Below are 15025 nucleotides of genomic sequence, written 5' to 3'. Positions count from 1 at the left end.
TATCTTCCGTATGCGTTATGCGCCTCAGCGCCATTGCACAACGTATCCAGTCGATCGCGCGAAAGTTTAGGGGCAGTGCATCTTTTTTATGAAAATAGTCACCGCCCGGTTACGGCGGCCGCCGTTGGGTGTAACGCCGCCTAACCCACTGGCTTTGGCGGGAGCCACCACTGTGACCTCGGCCCACCAGGCAGGTCATGTCAGTGGGAATGTAGCGCTAGGTTGGGATAGTGCCAACGACGCTCCGATGCAAGCTGATCTGCTGCCTGTGGCCGTGCCACCGCAACCAGCACTTGGTGCCAATGCCAACGCCCCTCTGAGGCGCACTTTGCCCTTGGCCCGCATGTGGCATCACGCGCGACTTTCTGCTCTGAATTCGGTTGCCGCCTTGAAGGCAATACCGGAGCGAACCCGGTTTTATAGGAAACTATAGAGTGACTATAGACCGATTATAGAATCGGATACTTACAAGCATGCTGCGCGTATTCTCGGCCTCTATGTTTAGTACTGCCAAGCAGAAATAAGGCACCACTGCACGCTGAACGCCGGACCTCGCGAGCAGACACAGGAATAAAAGCTGACAATCCTAGAATCTACCGGGAAAGATAATCAGATGCCGTCTGTGAGTCCGCCACCGCCTGTGGATGTGCCATAGCGACTTTGGCGCCTCAAAAATCCGGAAATCGCCATGTATACTTCCTGATCAGCGAGTCGCTCTTGATTGCTCGAGAATGGCCGCAATAACAACCCATATTCAGCCAAGGCACATCATGAGCGATCTTTCCCAATACACCCTGCCAGAACTGTTCCAGCTGCAAAAAGACATTGCCGCAACGATTGCCCGCCGCCAGGTCGAAGACAAAAAAGCGACACTGGACCTGTTGAAGCAACTGGCGCAGGAACGCGGCTTTGACCTGAAGGATCTAGTCGGTGGCGCTGCAGCGGCTGAGCCGCGTGCCAAGCAAAAAGGCGCTGGCGTCGCCCAATACCGCAATCCGGCCGATGCTTCGGCCACCTGGACCGGCCGTGGTCGCAAGCCGTTGTGGGTAATTGAGTTCCTCTCCAACGGAGGTCAGCTGGATCAACTGAAGATTTGAGCACGCGACTGCTGCTCAACTGATTGCCCAACAGCGCGGTGATGACCGCGCTGTTTTGCTTCTGCGCTAAACGCTCTCCGTTCTCTTTCTCCAGGTTCGATGGCCAGTAAACTACCCGCTGTTTTCTTTGGCGCACTGCTCAGTGCTGCCGCACTCACCTTCACCCCGACCGGCCAGCACTACACCAAGCTGTTGTTGAGCAATCTGACCAAGGCCAAAGCGGCCTTGCCGGCATCATTCAATTTGCCATCCGCCGGACAGGGCCATCACCAAGCTGGCGGTGCAGGTGCTTTTGCGGGTTGCCCGCAGTTCTTCTTTGAAGGCGTGCCGCCGCAGGTCGATCACGCCGAACGTTGGCAGCCGCGTGCGCTGTGCTTCTCAGCCTTTGCCGTTTACCACTCAGGCGCCAGTCACACCCCGCTGTTCGTGGCCGAGCGCTTGAACAAGGCGCAGTTGCTCGATGCCCAAGATGAACAGCGCACCAATCGCTTCTATGCGGAAGCCCGCTTGCCATCGGCCAAGCGTGCCAACCTAGAAGACTACAAGGGGTCTGGCTACGACCGTGGCCACATGGCGCCGGCCGGCGACATGCCAACTCCGGAAGCAATGGCACAGAGTTTCTCGCTGGCCAACATGGTGCCGCAGGCACCAGAGAACAATCGCGGCGTGTGGGCCAAATCGGTCGAGAAAGCAGTGCGTAAATACGTGATGCGCGCCGGCGGTGACGTGTATGTCATCACCGGTCCGGTGTTCAGCCAGCACCATTCCGCTGATCCCAACATGCAACGGGTCTGGGTACCGGATGCGCTGTACAAGCTGGTCTACGATCCAGCCACCAACAAAAGCTGGGCCTACTGGGTGGAGAACCGGGGCGACGCCAAGCTGGACGGGGTGATTAGCTACCAAACGCTGGTCGAGCGAACTGGCTTGAAGCTGCTGCCTGCGCTATAGGAGTAGCGGCTCCACGCGGATTGACGCTCTTGCTGGCCAGTACCATCCCGCAGTTTTGTTTAGCGATTTTGGCTTGTTTAGCTGTACAGCTAAACAAACGTGATTCACGCCTCACTTGGCCAGGTTCGGCGCTTGAAAAGCAAAAACCGCCACGAGGGCGGTTTGAGCGCGCGGCCGAAACCGCGCGATGTCATTGCATGTGGTGATTACCACCAAGCCACAGGGTCCACCGTGGTGTAGGTCGTGTTCAGCTCGGTCGCGTTGAGTTTGCCCATTTTCGCATCACGCATATACGTCTTCACCTGATAGCTGCTCGACCACTGCCCCATGCAGTAGCCGGCAATGGAGCGATTCTTTGCTGGGTTTTGCAGGGTGATCTTGCTGCCATCCGATATCAGATCGACACCCCACACCCCGTTCAAGCCGCCATCGGCAAAGGTAGATGGCAGGATGGCGCCGCCATCAGAACCGCAGCCGTTGGCCGCATTCACTTCACCGAAGTGGGCCGGGCCATTGTTCAGCTCACGACGCAACGAATCGTTGATGTCGTAGGTGCTATCACCGAACAGCGCGATGCCAGAACCCCGGCCCAGTGTGATGCCGCCAATGTCCTGGCCGGTACCCGGCACGACACCGAGGTAGTAGCTGCTGGTCACCCCATCCTGCTGATAGGTCGTATCCAGCACTGCCAGCAACGGTTGGCGTGCATCGCCATACTGTGCCGGTGTCTTGCCACCCAGTACCGTGTCGGCCACTACGATCGGTGCACGCTGACGCACGACAACCTGCGACACCGGGAAGTAGCGCATGGCGATCGTGGTGACGTGCGCGGTGCTCGGCAGCGTCGGCGAAACGCCAGCGACCTGGAACGGCACCAGGGTCAGATCCATCGGCGCCACCGTGCGCGGCTGGATCTGCACGCTCAAGGTATTGCCGACCGTTGATGCTTGCTGGGTCGTACCCGGTTGCACATTCACCACCAGCGTCAGTGTCCCGGCCGGCAAATTAGCAGCTGGGATCTTCACGATGTAGGCGTGGTACAGGTCCGGGATGCTGGCGCCGGCCGTTTTGACCACCGTTGCGCTGGTGCTGGGGCAGCCGGCTACATTGCGGCCGGTGTAGCACGGCAACGGGCCGTTCGGGCTGGTCGTGTTGCTCACGTAGGTATCAGCCACGTCGCGTTGCGTCGGCAACACCATGTTGGCGCTCTTGGGCGACAGCACCTGGTTGAACAGCGTGCTGCCCGAGGCATCCTTCAAGCTCAGCGCCACATTCGGCGCCACCAGGTTGGCCACGCTACCCAAGACCGACACCCGCACCAGCACATCACGATTGGCAGTCAACGCGAAATACGGATCACCGACCTGCATCAGATTGATCTGGCCAAACTCGACTTTGCTGATCGTGTAGTCGCCGGCCGTCGCCGGCGCAGCAACGGAATCGCCGTTAAAGCCTGCGGCATACGCGTAGTCGAACGTCGTGCCGTTGTTGGTCGAGACGGCGGCATTCGCCGGCATCGGCACAGGCGTCGGTGTGGGTGTCGCAACGGGCACTGGCGTGGCAGTGGGTGTTACGACAGAGCTGGAGCTGCCACCGCCACCACCTCCGCAAGCGGTCAGAACCAAGGCAATTGCAGCAAGAGAGGTACCGATTTTGACCAAGGTAGCGGATGAGCGCGGCGATACCTGTTTTGCTGCCGGTGACATTGGGCTGTGTTGGGCGTGCAAGATAAGTCCTAAAATGTTTACAAACAAATGCACATATTAGGTTGTTATCGAGGAACTGATAAGGCATGACCATAGATGTCTTCCTAAAAGGAGACATTTGTGGTCCAGGACGAAACTGCAGAGCTACTCAAGCGCCTCGGACGCAATGTTGCCAATCGCCGCAAACAACTCGGCATCACACAGGACAGCTGTGCCGAACAGCTCGGGCTTGAACCTGCGTCGGTCTCCCGCATCGAGCGCGGACTGACCTCACCATCACTGCGTACCCTGCAAAAGCTCTCGTCGCTGCTCCAGATATCCATCGGGGAATTGCTCGAGGAGCCGAGCGCATCTACGCCTGCAGCTGTCGAACAGATCGCCGCCTGGCTGCAACTGGTACCCGAGCAAGACCGGCAATTTCTCCTGGATCTCATCCGGCAAACAGCACTTCATCTGGGAAAGAAGTAGCTAGCCCTGGGCATCACCCTGCGCATGCGGCTGCTCCATAGCCAGACAATTCGGCGCTCGCAAAATCTGACAAGACCACCTGAGGAACGGCAACGTTCCAATGGCCCCCCCATCTCAAAAGTCTTTCTTTTCGAGACAGTCTCACTACCAATTCTTGAGCACTGGCTTCTTGCTGCTGTACCCTCAATGTCACCAACCCATCAAATATTGAATGGGTTTCCGCTTTTGCTTACAGCAATTTCATTCAGAATTCGCAAGGGAATGGGGTTAAACGGCTGACCGGGACGCCCCATGCATTGCATTTCAGGGGCACAACCATGGCCGACACCGTCGCAGCGCAGCTCGAGAAAGGGCGCCACACGCTGCTGGATCTCTCCACGCGAAACCGGCTGCTCAGCCTGCCCCAAAAATCTGCGGGCAAGTTGCTCAATATCTATGGTGAACTCACGTCTGAGGTTTATTGGTTGCAGGTCCCCACCTAGTCTAATCGTTCAATAACGCTAAGGCTGAGTGTAATGCTCGGCCCTTTTACAACAGCACAACCGTAAATAGCTTTTGATAAGTTCAAACATGAGCAAATTTTCTGGATTTCGTTTCAAAAATCGACTCACAATCCTAGCGGCGAAAAATAACACGCCGAGCACCGAAGATGATTCATGGTTTTCAACCACATTTACAGAACCGGCGCTTCGGCTTGTGCAGGCCATCTTCTCCCAGAAAATAGCCGGCTTAGCTTGCTTTCTGCCTTTCGCGTTCTATTTTGCAACTTGGAAGATCCTACCCAAAGGAGTTTCTCTGTCCGATGGAATTGGGCTGCTCATGGCTGGGTTTTTTATTGTTATTCTGATGACCGCAGCCACATCAACAGCCTTTTTTGTTGGATGGTTCCTATTCGAGGTAACCTCTTTTCTCACTTCTTCACTCAAAAAACTCACAAAAAAAATAGTCACCTCACAATTCACAAGAAACACACTTTCCCATCTAAAAAACACGAAACTACTTCTCGCTCACTTCCCATGCGCCATATTACTTATGGCCCCTATATTAATATTTACATGCCTAGAAGAACAAAAAAAACCAGACAACACCGTACAGCTAAAAATTGTAACAAATATCGTAACTCAAGCAGTTAGTGATGCATCCCACTTCATCGATAGAAACGAAAAAAATATAAATCTAATTTACTCGATATCGCAATTCATAATTCTAAGCGTATTACTTTACTTTTCTGTAAAGTCATTGATTAATTTTCGCTTAAAAAAAGGCATAAAAATAAAAGATGTAGAGCTATTTGGATGCTTTTTAATTTTTACGATACTTTTTCTAAATTTCATAAACGATCTATCCGAATACCCTTTACCAGAAAAAATTGTAATTTTGACCGGACTAGCAAAGAAACGAGTCAATATAATTAGCGACCAAGCAACCTTCGAAAAAATTAAGCAAGCATACCCTAGCCTCGGTGACACAATCGGCTGCAAGAGCGATAGCCAGGCAATTATCAACAACGCGCACTTAATATGGCATGGCTGGGGAGATGTATCTTTTATCGAGCTTGGGTCAGATGGACAAGAAAAACAGGATCAAAAACAGATACTAGAGCTACCACGAGAGCTTATTTCCAGCAATATCTCCAACCCAGATAGATCAACATACTGCAAAGATTTTTCTGGGGTCTATTTCGAAGCAGGGCATTACAACATAACCAATAGCACAAAATTAGAAATAGAAGATTATATTTCCAGTGTTATTAGCAGGACAAAAAAAGACAGCATCGAAAAAATAGAAGTGGAGTGGTTCGCCGATCCGACCTACCTCTCATCGGAAAGCAATTACCTACTAGCGGAAAAACGAGCAAAGGCGGTGGGGGAAATTTTAGCTAGCGAGTTAAAATCGAAACATCAGCCAAACTTCCCCTTACTTCAAAAAGTTGAAATTTCACTACCACCGATAGAAAGCAAAGGGGGAGGGCCCAATAACAATAGCGCGCCATGCAAAGACTGGCCAAACAAAAAAACGCTCAATGAATGCCTAGCAAAAAATCGCGGAGGAAAAATCACTATACACATCAAAAATCAACGGCCATAAAACAAATGCCCAGCACCCGTTTTGATCACAATGTATCCCCGAAGAAATTTAAATCAAGGAGAGATAAACATCGCATACACGTAGACCGCGAGCAATGGGATACCCATATAATATGCAGTGGCTATTAAGAGCCGCTAACAAAACATCTTCACAAAACGCAAACAAATCAAAGAACAAGCCAGCTTGAGCAGAGCGTAATGTGTATCCAGGCGGCGTTCAAAGCGTATCCGCAGTTTTCCAAAGCCGGCAAACCAGGCGTGGGTACGCTCCACAACCCACCGATGCTGCCCAAGGCGTTCTCCGCCATCCACGCCACGTCGGGCGATACGCGCCAGAATGCCACGCTTGCGCAAATAGGCCCGACAACGCCGGTAGTCATACCCTTTGTCCGCATGCAGCTTGTCGGGCCGGCTGCGCGGTTGCCCAGCCAGGCCTGGCACCGCGGGTAGCGCATCGAGCAAGGGTTCGAACGCCATCGAGTCGTGCCTGTTTGCGCCGGTGACCATAATGGCGAGCGGGATACCTCGTCGATCCACCACAATGTGCCGTTTGCTGCCCAACTTGCCGCGATCCGTCGGATTGGGGCCGGTCAATAGGCCCCCCGGGGGCTGGCGACACTAGCGCCATCGAGACTGGCACGGCTCCAGTCGATCTGGTCGTGCTGCCGCAGTTGGGTCAGCAATGCCAGATGCAGGCGTTCCCAGACACCTTGGGCTTGCCAATCGCGCAAGCGTCGCCAGCAGGTCATACCGCTACCAAAACCCAGCTCCTTGGGGAGGTCTTCCCAAGGAATGCCGGTAGTCAGGACAAACAGGATGCCGTTGAGCGCGGCGCGATTATCCAGTCGAGGACGGCCGCCTTGGCGCGAACGGGGTTGTACAGGCAGCAAAGGCTGCAACGATTTCCACAACTGCTGGCTGACGATGGCTCTCTTCATCCCGCGTCAGGCAAGGCTTGCGGCTATTTGGTTCCCCGGGGGTTTTGTTAGCGGCTCTAACTAGTCACTCACTGGGTAGCGAAAGATCACAGACCGCCACTACCGTAAACTAGTGAATTTATTAACCACCTGGCTGCACAGGCACCTTTGGCCTGATTTTTTCACTCACTTCTTGATAGATAGGCACTGGAACTCCCTCCTCCACTTCGAGAGAGACACATAGCGAAAATGGTACCGAAACCCCTAACTTTCCCGCGGGTGCATCGCAGTTCACTTTGAATTTTAGTACATCGCCATCAACAAATGCAGCAGCAGCCTGCCCCTCCAAAATTTCGTGCTGCACTGTGCCCCGCCGTACCTGCTGCCAATGTGCGTACTGGCGATGAACGCTTAGTGTGTCTTTAGGCGGATCAAACCACAGCATCGCTTTACGGTAGGCCTGATGCTGCGGATTGGTTGGCGTTAGCCAAGCCAAAGTCACAGTCATGCGCCGCATAATCGGACGAGCACGTAGGCTAGGCGGGAGAGGCACCTCAAATACAAGGGCTTGGTCCGTCATCAGTAACCCGAATCCAATTACAGTCGCACGTTGATCCGTGCAAGACAGAACGCGATCAACGTTAACTGCACCGTAGCCAAGCGCTCTCGCCAACAAATTTTGCTGCCCGACACGGTGCACATCTTCATAATTTGTCGCCTTCAAAAGCTCGGTTTCATGCCCCCCCCAAGTTGCACCATGGACTAGTAAAGCTTTTGTGATCACCGTATCAAAGAAATCTGGCAATAACGCTGGGTTAGCTGCTCGCATGCTGGAGAGCATATCTAGGATATTTGCGGCAGCGCGTGTAGCCAACGCAGTTGCATTGCTCGTTCCGCGACTGAAATTGGTAGGGGACCTTTCGCCGCCGGTTATCGGTGCGGCTTTTTTATGCCCCGGGGCCAGCACGGTGTGAACAGGGGAGACTCGCGCGATATGTACCGGCGAGCTAATGGCGGCGCGGTAGAGTATGCGACCACCAGGGAATAAGATGTCCGGCTTAACAGCGCGGCGAAACCCGTGCCCAACTCTGTTGTACGGCGCAATACCTTCATCGCGCGCAGCTTGAAACTGCTCGCCCCTACCCACCCATGGCCCAGCTCCGTCGGAGTGCAGCCCAGCGACCGTTATACCGTTGATCGCTTCTGCGGGGGAGCACAGCCGCCGATTTTGAGCTCGCATAGCGAGGGCATTCATCACTTCGTGCTGCTTGTCTGCTGCTGAGAGCTCCTTAAAGCTATCTCGAGCCATTTCGATATCCAGAGTTTCGGTACAGTTTCCCGCACTAATAACGAAGAGGACGTTGTATTCGAAAGCTAGCCAATCCAGTAGCTTGGCCCAAGGGGACATTTCTTGGTGGAATACAACATTGCCATCCCCAAGAGAAAGGTTAATCACTCGCACTGTCGGCGCTGCAGGCGCTTCACCTGCGTCGCCCTTGCAGATACGTTTAACTGCCCGATGGAAAAGATCGATCAGAAGCTGATCATCAGGGGTACATTCCGCACGGCCCCCCCTTAGATCGGGAGGTCCTGGACGTAATACTGGACGAACATAAATGGGGGAGGAAAGAGAAGGCGCATCGAGGCTGAGATCACCTCGAGTGATGAGCGATGCCATTGCGGTGCCGTGAACACGATCTTTTACTTCGTACCCGGCCTCCCAATCCTCCGGATCATCAATAATGATGCGCCCTTGCAGCAAAGGGTGATTTTGTACTGGAAGCCCATCTAGAAGCGCGATTTTCGGAGGGCCTACAGGTAAGGTGCCATTAGGTGCAGAATGCTCTATGGACTGCCCACCTTCTGAGGGTAACGCCATCGCTTGGCCGCGAGGCCTGAAGTACATCACGCGGTTACAGAATGCTAGCTCCGGGGGCTCGCTGGATAAGAGCTGCTCTACGGCTGCTCGATCAAGAGCAACGAGAAAGCCGTGATAAGAGATAGCTGAAATCAGGGCACTTGTAAGCACTCGCCCACCTACCTGGCTCACCAGCTTGGTGAGTTCCGCAGCCACAGCTGCGTTTCGCTCAGGACCGCCGCTATATACCCATGCTTCGATTTCGATACGAAGCGTCTCTTCACTCGACTCAAGGAAGTTAGCCAGCGTTTCTCTGGTGTCAAGTCGAAGTCGATCTTGAACAGACCAGTAGCGAACATCTCTGAGATACCCGAAAACTCCTCGCCAAGCGTTGAAGCCACGCTCAAACTTCTCTTTGGGATCTAGAAGATAGCGCTGCCATAGGGAAATGATCTGGTCTAACGCTGCTTTATTAGTCCCTATCAGGAACATGCAGCCTAGTAGCGGCCTCTCCTCATCTTCCATGAGGAAAAAATCCTCATCTGCTTCATAGCTGGCAGGCTCTTCGAATAGCCATTCCAACCCGGGAGTGCGCTTGACAGTATTTGCGAAATTTTGGACCGAGCCGATCACATCGAAAACAAGCACCATCTCAGGATTTTCACCTGGTGCTGTCGCTTGCAACTGAAGCCGTTGAGCTTCGAGTGTGGTTTGTAATGTGTGGAACTTAGGGCCGATCCTTGACCGTTGCCTATCAAGACTTGGCTTGTGCAACGCTTTGGGTCTGGCAGCATTTCGTTTATCACGATCGGCAGGAGCGGCTGAAGGAAAAACCAATAATGGATAGTTCTGTTCAGCCATCTTGCTGCTCACTCCCTAAGCGGTGGTTGCTTGACCTTTATAGCGGCAGACCGGAGCTCCCATTGCTTGAGACGCTCAGCGAGGATGATTTTGACGTTCGCAGCAGGCATCGCCAAGACATAACGGCGATGCACGTCCTCACAAAACTGCTCCAAGTCTGAATAGCTATCCACCTTAAGCTTACTTGCAATTGACTTTGCCGTCATCCCCAACGAAACACCAAGCTTCTGCTGGAAACGTACAAACCACGCCTCTCTCTGCGCAGCGGAGGGCCCCTCGAGGGAAAGCCTGACCTGGAATCGTCGCCAGACGGCACGGTCCAACAGCTCTCCGTGGTTTGTTGCCGTAACGATTACGACGTGGCTTGGCAGCGAATCAATTTGCAACAATAAAGAGCTTACAACTCTCTTGATCTCACCCGTCTCATGCGTATCCCCACGCTCTTTCCCCAGAGTGTCGAACTCGTCAAAAAACAGGACACAAGCGTGAGTCCGCGCAAAATCGAATAGCTTTTTCAAGCGACCGCTGGTTTCGCCCAAGAAGCTGCCAACGACCGCCTCGTAGCGAACGACGAATAAAGGAACCATAAGCTCGCAGGCGATGGCTTCTGCGAGAGATGTCTTACCATTACCAGGAGGGCCGGACATCAGCACACGATGGCGAGGCTCCAAACCATACGAACGAAGCAAATCTTTCCGCGACTGCTCTTCGATCAGCTCAGCCGCAACGGCTTTGACTTCGTCACTAAGAAAAAGCGATCCCAACGTGCGCTGAGGCTCTATCTCGTAGAGCAAACCACCATGACCACCATCGTAACTACGCACAACCTCCGGGGCCTTGGGGCGTGTAGTCGCTGATCGCAGACTCGACTCAAGTTTGTCGGCAAAGACGTGGTGATGCTTCGCGCGCTCTTCAGCCGCGATCGCTTCAACAGCTGCTCGAAAGCGCTGTTGATCACCTTCACTTCCTGCCTTTACCAAGCCGACCATTAGATCCGCGCGCGACATACATCCCTCCAAAAAAACGATTCTCCTACCCACTCACAGGCAGAACCGCCTCTTCGCGAATGATACCGGAACCTTTACCCGTAAAGCGCCATGTAACATGAAAATCAGCATAATTCGCATACTTGAATTATGTGCATATTATGCATTAGGATTCTTCGAAACGCCACCCCCAAAGGATACGCAATGTACCCCAAGAGCAACATTCCTTGGATCGTTCAAAGCCTGAAATTTTTCATGAAAACCAACAAATTAACGCAATCAAAGCTTTCTGAACTTACTAAAGTCGATCAAGGGCAAATCAGCAGAATTTTGGCCGGGCAATGTAGCGGCAGAGGGGATGCCATCATAAAATTGTGCAAATATGCACATATTGATGCTCACAATCCTAGCCCTGACCCGATTGGAAGCCTGCTTTTAATGGAAACGATCAAGGAGGTTTGGGACGGCACCGAAAGTGGAGCGAGAGCGATTGTTGACATGCTTCGTGCTGCGCGCAGGATGCCACACTGAGCAAAGCAGCGCCCACTGGAGCGGCATGGGGCTACTCGCGAGGATATCCACTCCAGCGCTTTGTTTGCGCGACGTCGTCGCGGCTTCAGTAGCAAATCGCGTCAGGACTAGGGATCACGATGACAAAGCACCCCGCTAGCCGCTCATCAGCGGCAAACCCAATTTTTTCGCCAGCGCTAAAGCCCTTTTGTACTGATACCCCTCAGAAACGACTCCTCGGCGAAGGGATTGGACCTTCGGAATGGGAACGCAGTAGCAGCATCGAGTCACGCCCTCAGGAGCAGCTTGCCCCCAGCGCCCCAAGCGTCCCACAAGCTGGCTCAGCAATTCATCAACCACCTCTTCGACCTCAGCAAAATCAGTCACTACCTTGAAATGCACCGCCATACTGGCCAGTGCATGTGCACCGTTTCGGTCAACATCCAGCAGCACAACCGGTGGCCTTCCCTTCGGTTCGAAGTACACAACCAGACAGCCCCGCATCCTCACGCCAGCCCAAACAAACGCTCTGTTGCCTGGCAACTGGCACAACGACATGAATACTTGGGTATCAACGAGCATGCCCTGGAGCACTTTGATCGTTTCGGCCAGCGCCATTAGCTCACCCGCAAAGACCCAATCAAGCGGCGTCAGCAGCTGAAATTCGATCGGGGGAAGGTCAGAGAACATGTTCTCCGGCCCCATACCCACCGGCAGCATGCCATGTCCATGAAAGCCGGCCTTCTTGCGCTTGGGATCGGGCTCACTGCCATCCTTCGGCTTTGAGGCCACGACCCGCCAAAGCTTCTTGATCGGCACGGAAGATCCAAACGGCATGCTTTTCGGGGGGACTTCTACGAGGTGCCGCGCGCTGTTTTTGCGTGTGCCGTTTGCGCGGCGCTGAATTTCGAGCTCATCCCTTGTCCTCGGTTCATCGCCAGCATCACCACCCTGTACGTCCCGACCACCTTTGTGGTGTCGCACCGACTGCTTAAACGCAGGGTGGGAATAAAACAGCTCATTGCACGGCAATTGCCGGCCGGTAGCGCCAAGAATTTCCAGTACGAGCACATCGTTTCCCTGCTGGATGCCTCGGTACCTCAGCTCGCAGTCCGTCGTGTGTGGCAGCTTCATGCTCATATAGGGCTGCCCTGCGGATCTCGAGCTCACGCTGTCCCAGCTAGCACGCCCTTCTGGATGAACTGCCAACCAAGCGAATTCAGCCGCAAACGACGGAGAAAGCATTCTGGGGCGGATCATTCTGGTGAATTTGAGCAGCAGGTGATCATGAATACCCGGTGCTACAAAGTCATACAGCAGCAGGAGCTGTTCGGGAAACATCAGCATGCCGGCCAACAGTCGGTTGTGCGCCAGAAAATACCGAATCAACTCGAAAGTGGGGATATAGATGTGGTGTGTCCCAACATCGTATCGAACCAGCTTCTGTACACCGGTCTTGCGGCCAGCGAATGAGTACAGCGCTGCGGGCAGCTCAGCCGAAGATAGTTCGGTTCCGCTGGCCAGGTCACCAATTTGCAGGCTACTCAACGTGCCTGCCGAGATTTTGGTCAGCATCCGCCCATTTTCGAAACATCGTCCCAGCGCCATGATGGGCAGCATGTCTATCGGCAGCACCCACTGCGCGAGCTCACCCGAGCGCATGCCCTTGGTCACGACTCTCAGTACCCTACCGTGCTCCGCCGGCGTCGGTTGCAATCCGGTCAGCCAGAATATCTCCAGCGGCTCATCCTTTTCTCGGAAGTCCTTAATGAGGAATCTGGCCATGAATTCGCCGCCATTCGACTTGAACAATAGATGCCACGGTTCCCTCGACTTGCGGGCTGACGTGCGACGGTAGTGTTGCTCGACGGCGCAGACGCCACGCCACGATGGGTTGATGATCTTTTTTCATCTGTGCCGCCGTCCAGTGAAGGCGGCGGATCTGAAACGCCTCGGTCGATTCGCAAAGCACATTGACAGTTGAACGTGTCAGCGGCAATTGGTGCACATGATCACAAAGCCAGCGACCAAATCCTGACCGGCGCGCGAGTTCGGCGAGCGTCACCCGCTTGGGAGGCTCATCCTTGGAAATCTCCGCGGCAATTGCTGGCAAGCAGGCCTGCCAATACCTGTCCTTGGCATCCCAATCATGCGTCTTTACCTCATGAGCGCCTCGTCGTGGTGGCATGTGGGCAAGCAGCCACGGCGCATCATGCTTGCGCAGCCAGTGGTAAAGCCCCCTACTTGCCAAGGCCAGTGCTTTGCGGCCGCAAGTCGGCAAGCGATTTCTGAGCGCCAGCCATCCTTGACGACGGGACTGCAGCTCAGCGCAGGCCTTATCTGTGGTTAGCTCAGTGTTCGTCATCTGCAGGATGGCCCGTTTGGCTGTTGCAGGGTCTACCTGCAAGCGCCTGGCTATCGCCCTGAGCCCAAGTCCCTGCTGCAAAAATGCGGCCAACTGCTCGAAAAAGCGCGCGCCATAGCGCAAGGGTCTGGGGTTTGTGAGGCCGCCACGAGCTGCATCGACACGACGCGTATACACGTACCCACACCTGCATTCGAAGCGGCCAACCAAACCATCCCTATTGTGATGCGTCTCGACATGGTCCACGGTGAATTGGCCGAAGTGAGGCTCTAGCGGATTCAAACATGGCCAAGGGCCAATCCCGAAGGGCGCCGCAACCGGGTAGCATTCATCAAGAAAAAGCTGCAACAGAACGTGGAACAGCGGAGACATCACTCCTCTGCTGCGGTACATCGCCTGAACCCAACGCATGTCACCCAAGTCACCAGGCAAAAGGTAGTGCGCGACCGGTGCATAGAAGCTTTCCATCTCGGTGCTCAATTTGGCGAGACCAATGCTGCTGCCTCGGCCGTACCCTTTGGCCAACAACTGTTGTTTGTACTCGCTGCGCCATGCAAGGGGCACCCGGGCCTCAGGCGGGTTACCAAGCAGATTACCCAGTGCGCCAGCCAGACATTGCAGCTGAGGCCAATGTACCGGCAGTGGCAGATGTATTTGTGGGGCCAAGGACAAAACGGATATTGCCGGCATGAACGCATGCCGGTTGGAAAGCGGCGCCGGCACATTGCTCTCCATCAGCGGTTCGCCATGTTCCGGGCAAACCAGGACGCCAGGCAGTTGATGGCTGCGCCGCCAATAGGGTTCGCCATATCGCTGGCGCATTTCTTCAATGCAATACGGGCAGGCCCGCAATTGGTCCGGGATATGCATCCTGTCACGTCGCATGCCGAGCTTGAATGCCAAGCCAACCGTGCTCCCTCGTAACATGGCGAAGAGCACCTGCGCTTGGACCACCTGCGGCTGAAACGCCAGCCAGTAGGGATACAGCGTGCACTGCGTCACGATCGTCTCGGCGGCCCACTGCGGCTGAGGCAGCTGCTCCGCAAGGGCCTGAATGTGTCCAGGCAACGCGATTGCAGCTATTTCACTGCGATAGCCAAAGAGTAGCTCGGTCAGTTGCTTGGCACTGTGCGCCTGCGTATGAGCCCCGAATCGCGCCACGATGCTGTAAAGCAACTCATCAGGGTAAGGGCTGGGAAAATACGCAAGCATACGGTGC

The 15025-nt window shown here is 54.4% G+C and carries 12 protein-coding genes; 6 read left to right on the top strand and 6 right to left on the bottom strand.

Annotated elements, in window-relative coordinates:
- Nucleotides 1-770 precede the first annotated feature (770 nt).
- Together B9A19_RS02530 and B9A19_RS02525 are read left to right on the top strand one after the other, a co-directional pair.
- Entirely contained in the window at nucleotides 771-1097 is a 327-nt protein-coding gene (locus tag B9A19_RS02530) for an H-NS histone family protein (RefSeq protein ID WP_084088971.1), read from the top strand.
- 99 nt (nucleotides 1098-1196) lie between these two features.
- A complete protein-coding gene (locus B9A19_RS02525; protein WP_084088970.1) occupies nucleotides 1197-2048 on the top strand; it encodes a DNA/RNA non-specific endonuclease in 852 nt (283 codons plus the stop codon).
- A 206-nt stretch (nucleotides 2049-2254) separates the two neighbouring features.
- On the opposite strand, the gene B9A19_RS02520 is transcribed toward B9A19_RS02525, so the two are convergent.
- Entirely contained in the window at nucleotides 2255-3565 is a 1311-nt protein-coding gene (locus tag B9A19_RS02520) for a hypothetical protein (RefSeq protein ID WP_084088969.1), read from the bottom strand.
- A 309-nt stretch (nucleotides 3566-3874) separates the two neighbouring features.
- On the opposite strand from B9A19_RS02520, the gene B9A19_RS02515 reads away from it, so the two are divergent.
- The 3 genes from B9A19_RS02515 (at nucleotide 3875) to B9A19_RS21960 (ending at nucleotide 6310) form a co-directional block, all read left to right on the top strand.
- Nucleotides 3875-4222: a helix-turn-helix domain-containing protein gene (locus B9A19_RS02515; RefSeq protein ID WP_084088968.1), complete on the top strand. Its 348-nt coding sequence runs from the start codon at nucleotides 3875-3877 to the stop codon at nucleotides 4220-4222.
- Nucleotides 4223-4539: 317 nt separating this feature from the next.
- Nucleotides 4540-4704, top strand: coding sequence for a hypothetical protein (locus B9A19_RS22415; RefSeq protein WP_176216740.1), 165 nt, complete (start codon nucleotides 4540-4542; stop codon nucleotides 4702-4704).
- An 88-nt stretch (nucleotides 4705-4792) separates the two neighbouring features.
- Nucleotides 4793-6310, top strand: coding sequence for an OmpA family protein (locus B9A19_RS21960; RefSeq protein WP_139798611.1), 1518 nt, complete (start codon nucleotides 4793-4795; stop codon nucleotides 6308-6310).
- A gap of 134 nt (nucleotides 6311-6444) precedes the next feature.
- Here B9A19_RS21960 and B9A19_RS02510 read toward each other — a convergent pair.
- The 3 genes from B9A19_RS02510 to B9A19_RS02500 form a co-directional block, all read right to left on the bottom strand.
- Nucleotides 6445-7247, bottom strand: a protein-coding gene (locus B9A19_RS02510; RefSeq protein ID WP_373277991.1) for an IS5 family transposase whose coding sequence is annotated in 2 segments (ribosomal slippage) — nucleotides 6445-6917 and nucleotides 6917-7247 — 804 coding nt in all. Because the reading frame shifts where the segments join, the coding sequence is not laid out codon by codon here.
- Between the two features lie 121 nt (nucleotides 7248-7368).
- Entirely contained in the window at nucleotides 7369-9945 is a 2577-nt protein-coding gene (locus B9A19_RS02505) for a S8 family peptidase (RefSeq protein ID WP_084088967.1), read from the bottom strand.
- 8 nt (nucleotides 9946-9953) lie between these two features.
- Entirely contained in the window at nucleotides 9954-10952 is a 999-nt protein-coding gene (locus tag B9A19_RS02500) for an AAA family ATPase (protein WP_084088966.1), read from the bottom strand.
- A 183-nt stretch (nucleotides 10953-11135) separates the two neighbouring features.
- On the opposite strand from B9A19_RS02500, the gene B9A19_RS02495 reads away from it, so the two are divergent.
- Nucleotides 11136-11462 (top strand): helix-turn-helix domain-containing protein, encoded by a 327-nt coding sequence (locus tag B9A19_RS02495; RefSeq protein ID WP_139798609.1) that lies wholly within the window; start codon nucleotides 11136-11138, stop codon nucleotides 11460-11462.
- 135 nt (nucleotides 11463-11597) lie between these two features.
- Here B9A19_RS02495 and B9A19_RS02490 read toward each other — a convergent pair whose 3' ends face one another.
- Both B9A19_RS02490 and B9A19_RS02485 read right to left on the bottom strand, forming a co-directional pair.
- Nucleotides 11598-13226: a hypothetical protein gene (locus B9A19_RS02490; protein WP_084088964.1), complete on the bottom strand. Its 1629-nt coding sequence runs from the start codon at nucleotides 13224-13226 to the stop codon at nucleotides 11598-11600.
- On the bottom strand, nucleotides 13207-15018 hold the full coding sequence (locus B9A19_RS02485; RefSeq protein WP_084088963.1) for a TnsD family Tn7-like transposition protein: 1812 nt from the start codon (nucleotides 15016-15018) through the stop codon (nucleotides 13207-13209). The genes B9A19_RS02490 and B9A19_RS02485 overlap by 20 nt, the downstream gene beginning before the upstream one ends.
- Nucleotides 15019-15025: the final 7 nt, after the last annotated feature.

The organism is Andreprevotia lacus DSM 23236 (assembly GCF_900176275.1).
Lineage (GTDB): Bacteria > Pseudomonadota > Gammaproteobacteria > Burkholderiales > Chitinibacteraceae > Andreprevotia > Andreprevotia lacus.
This window is presented reverse-complemented; position numbering and strand designations above follow the sequence as displayed.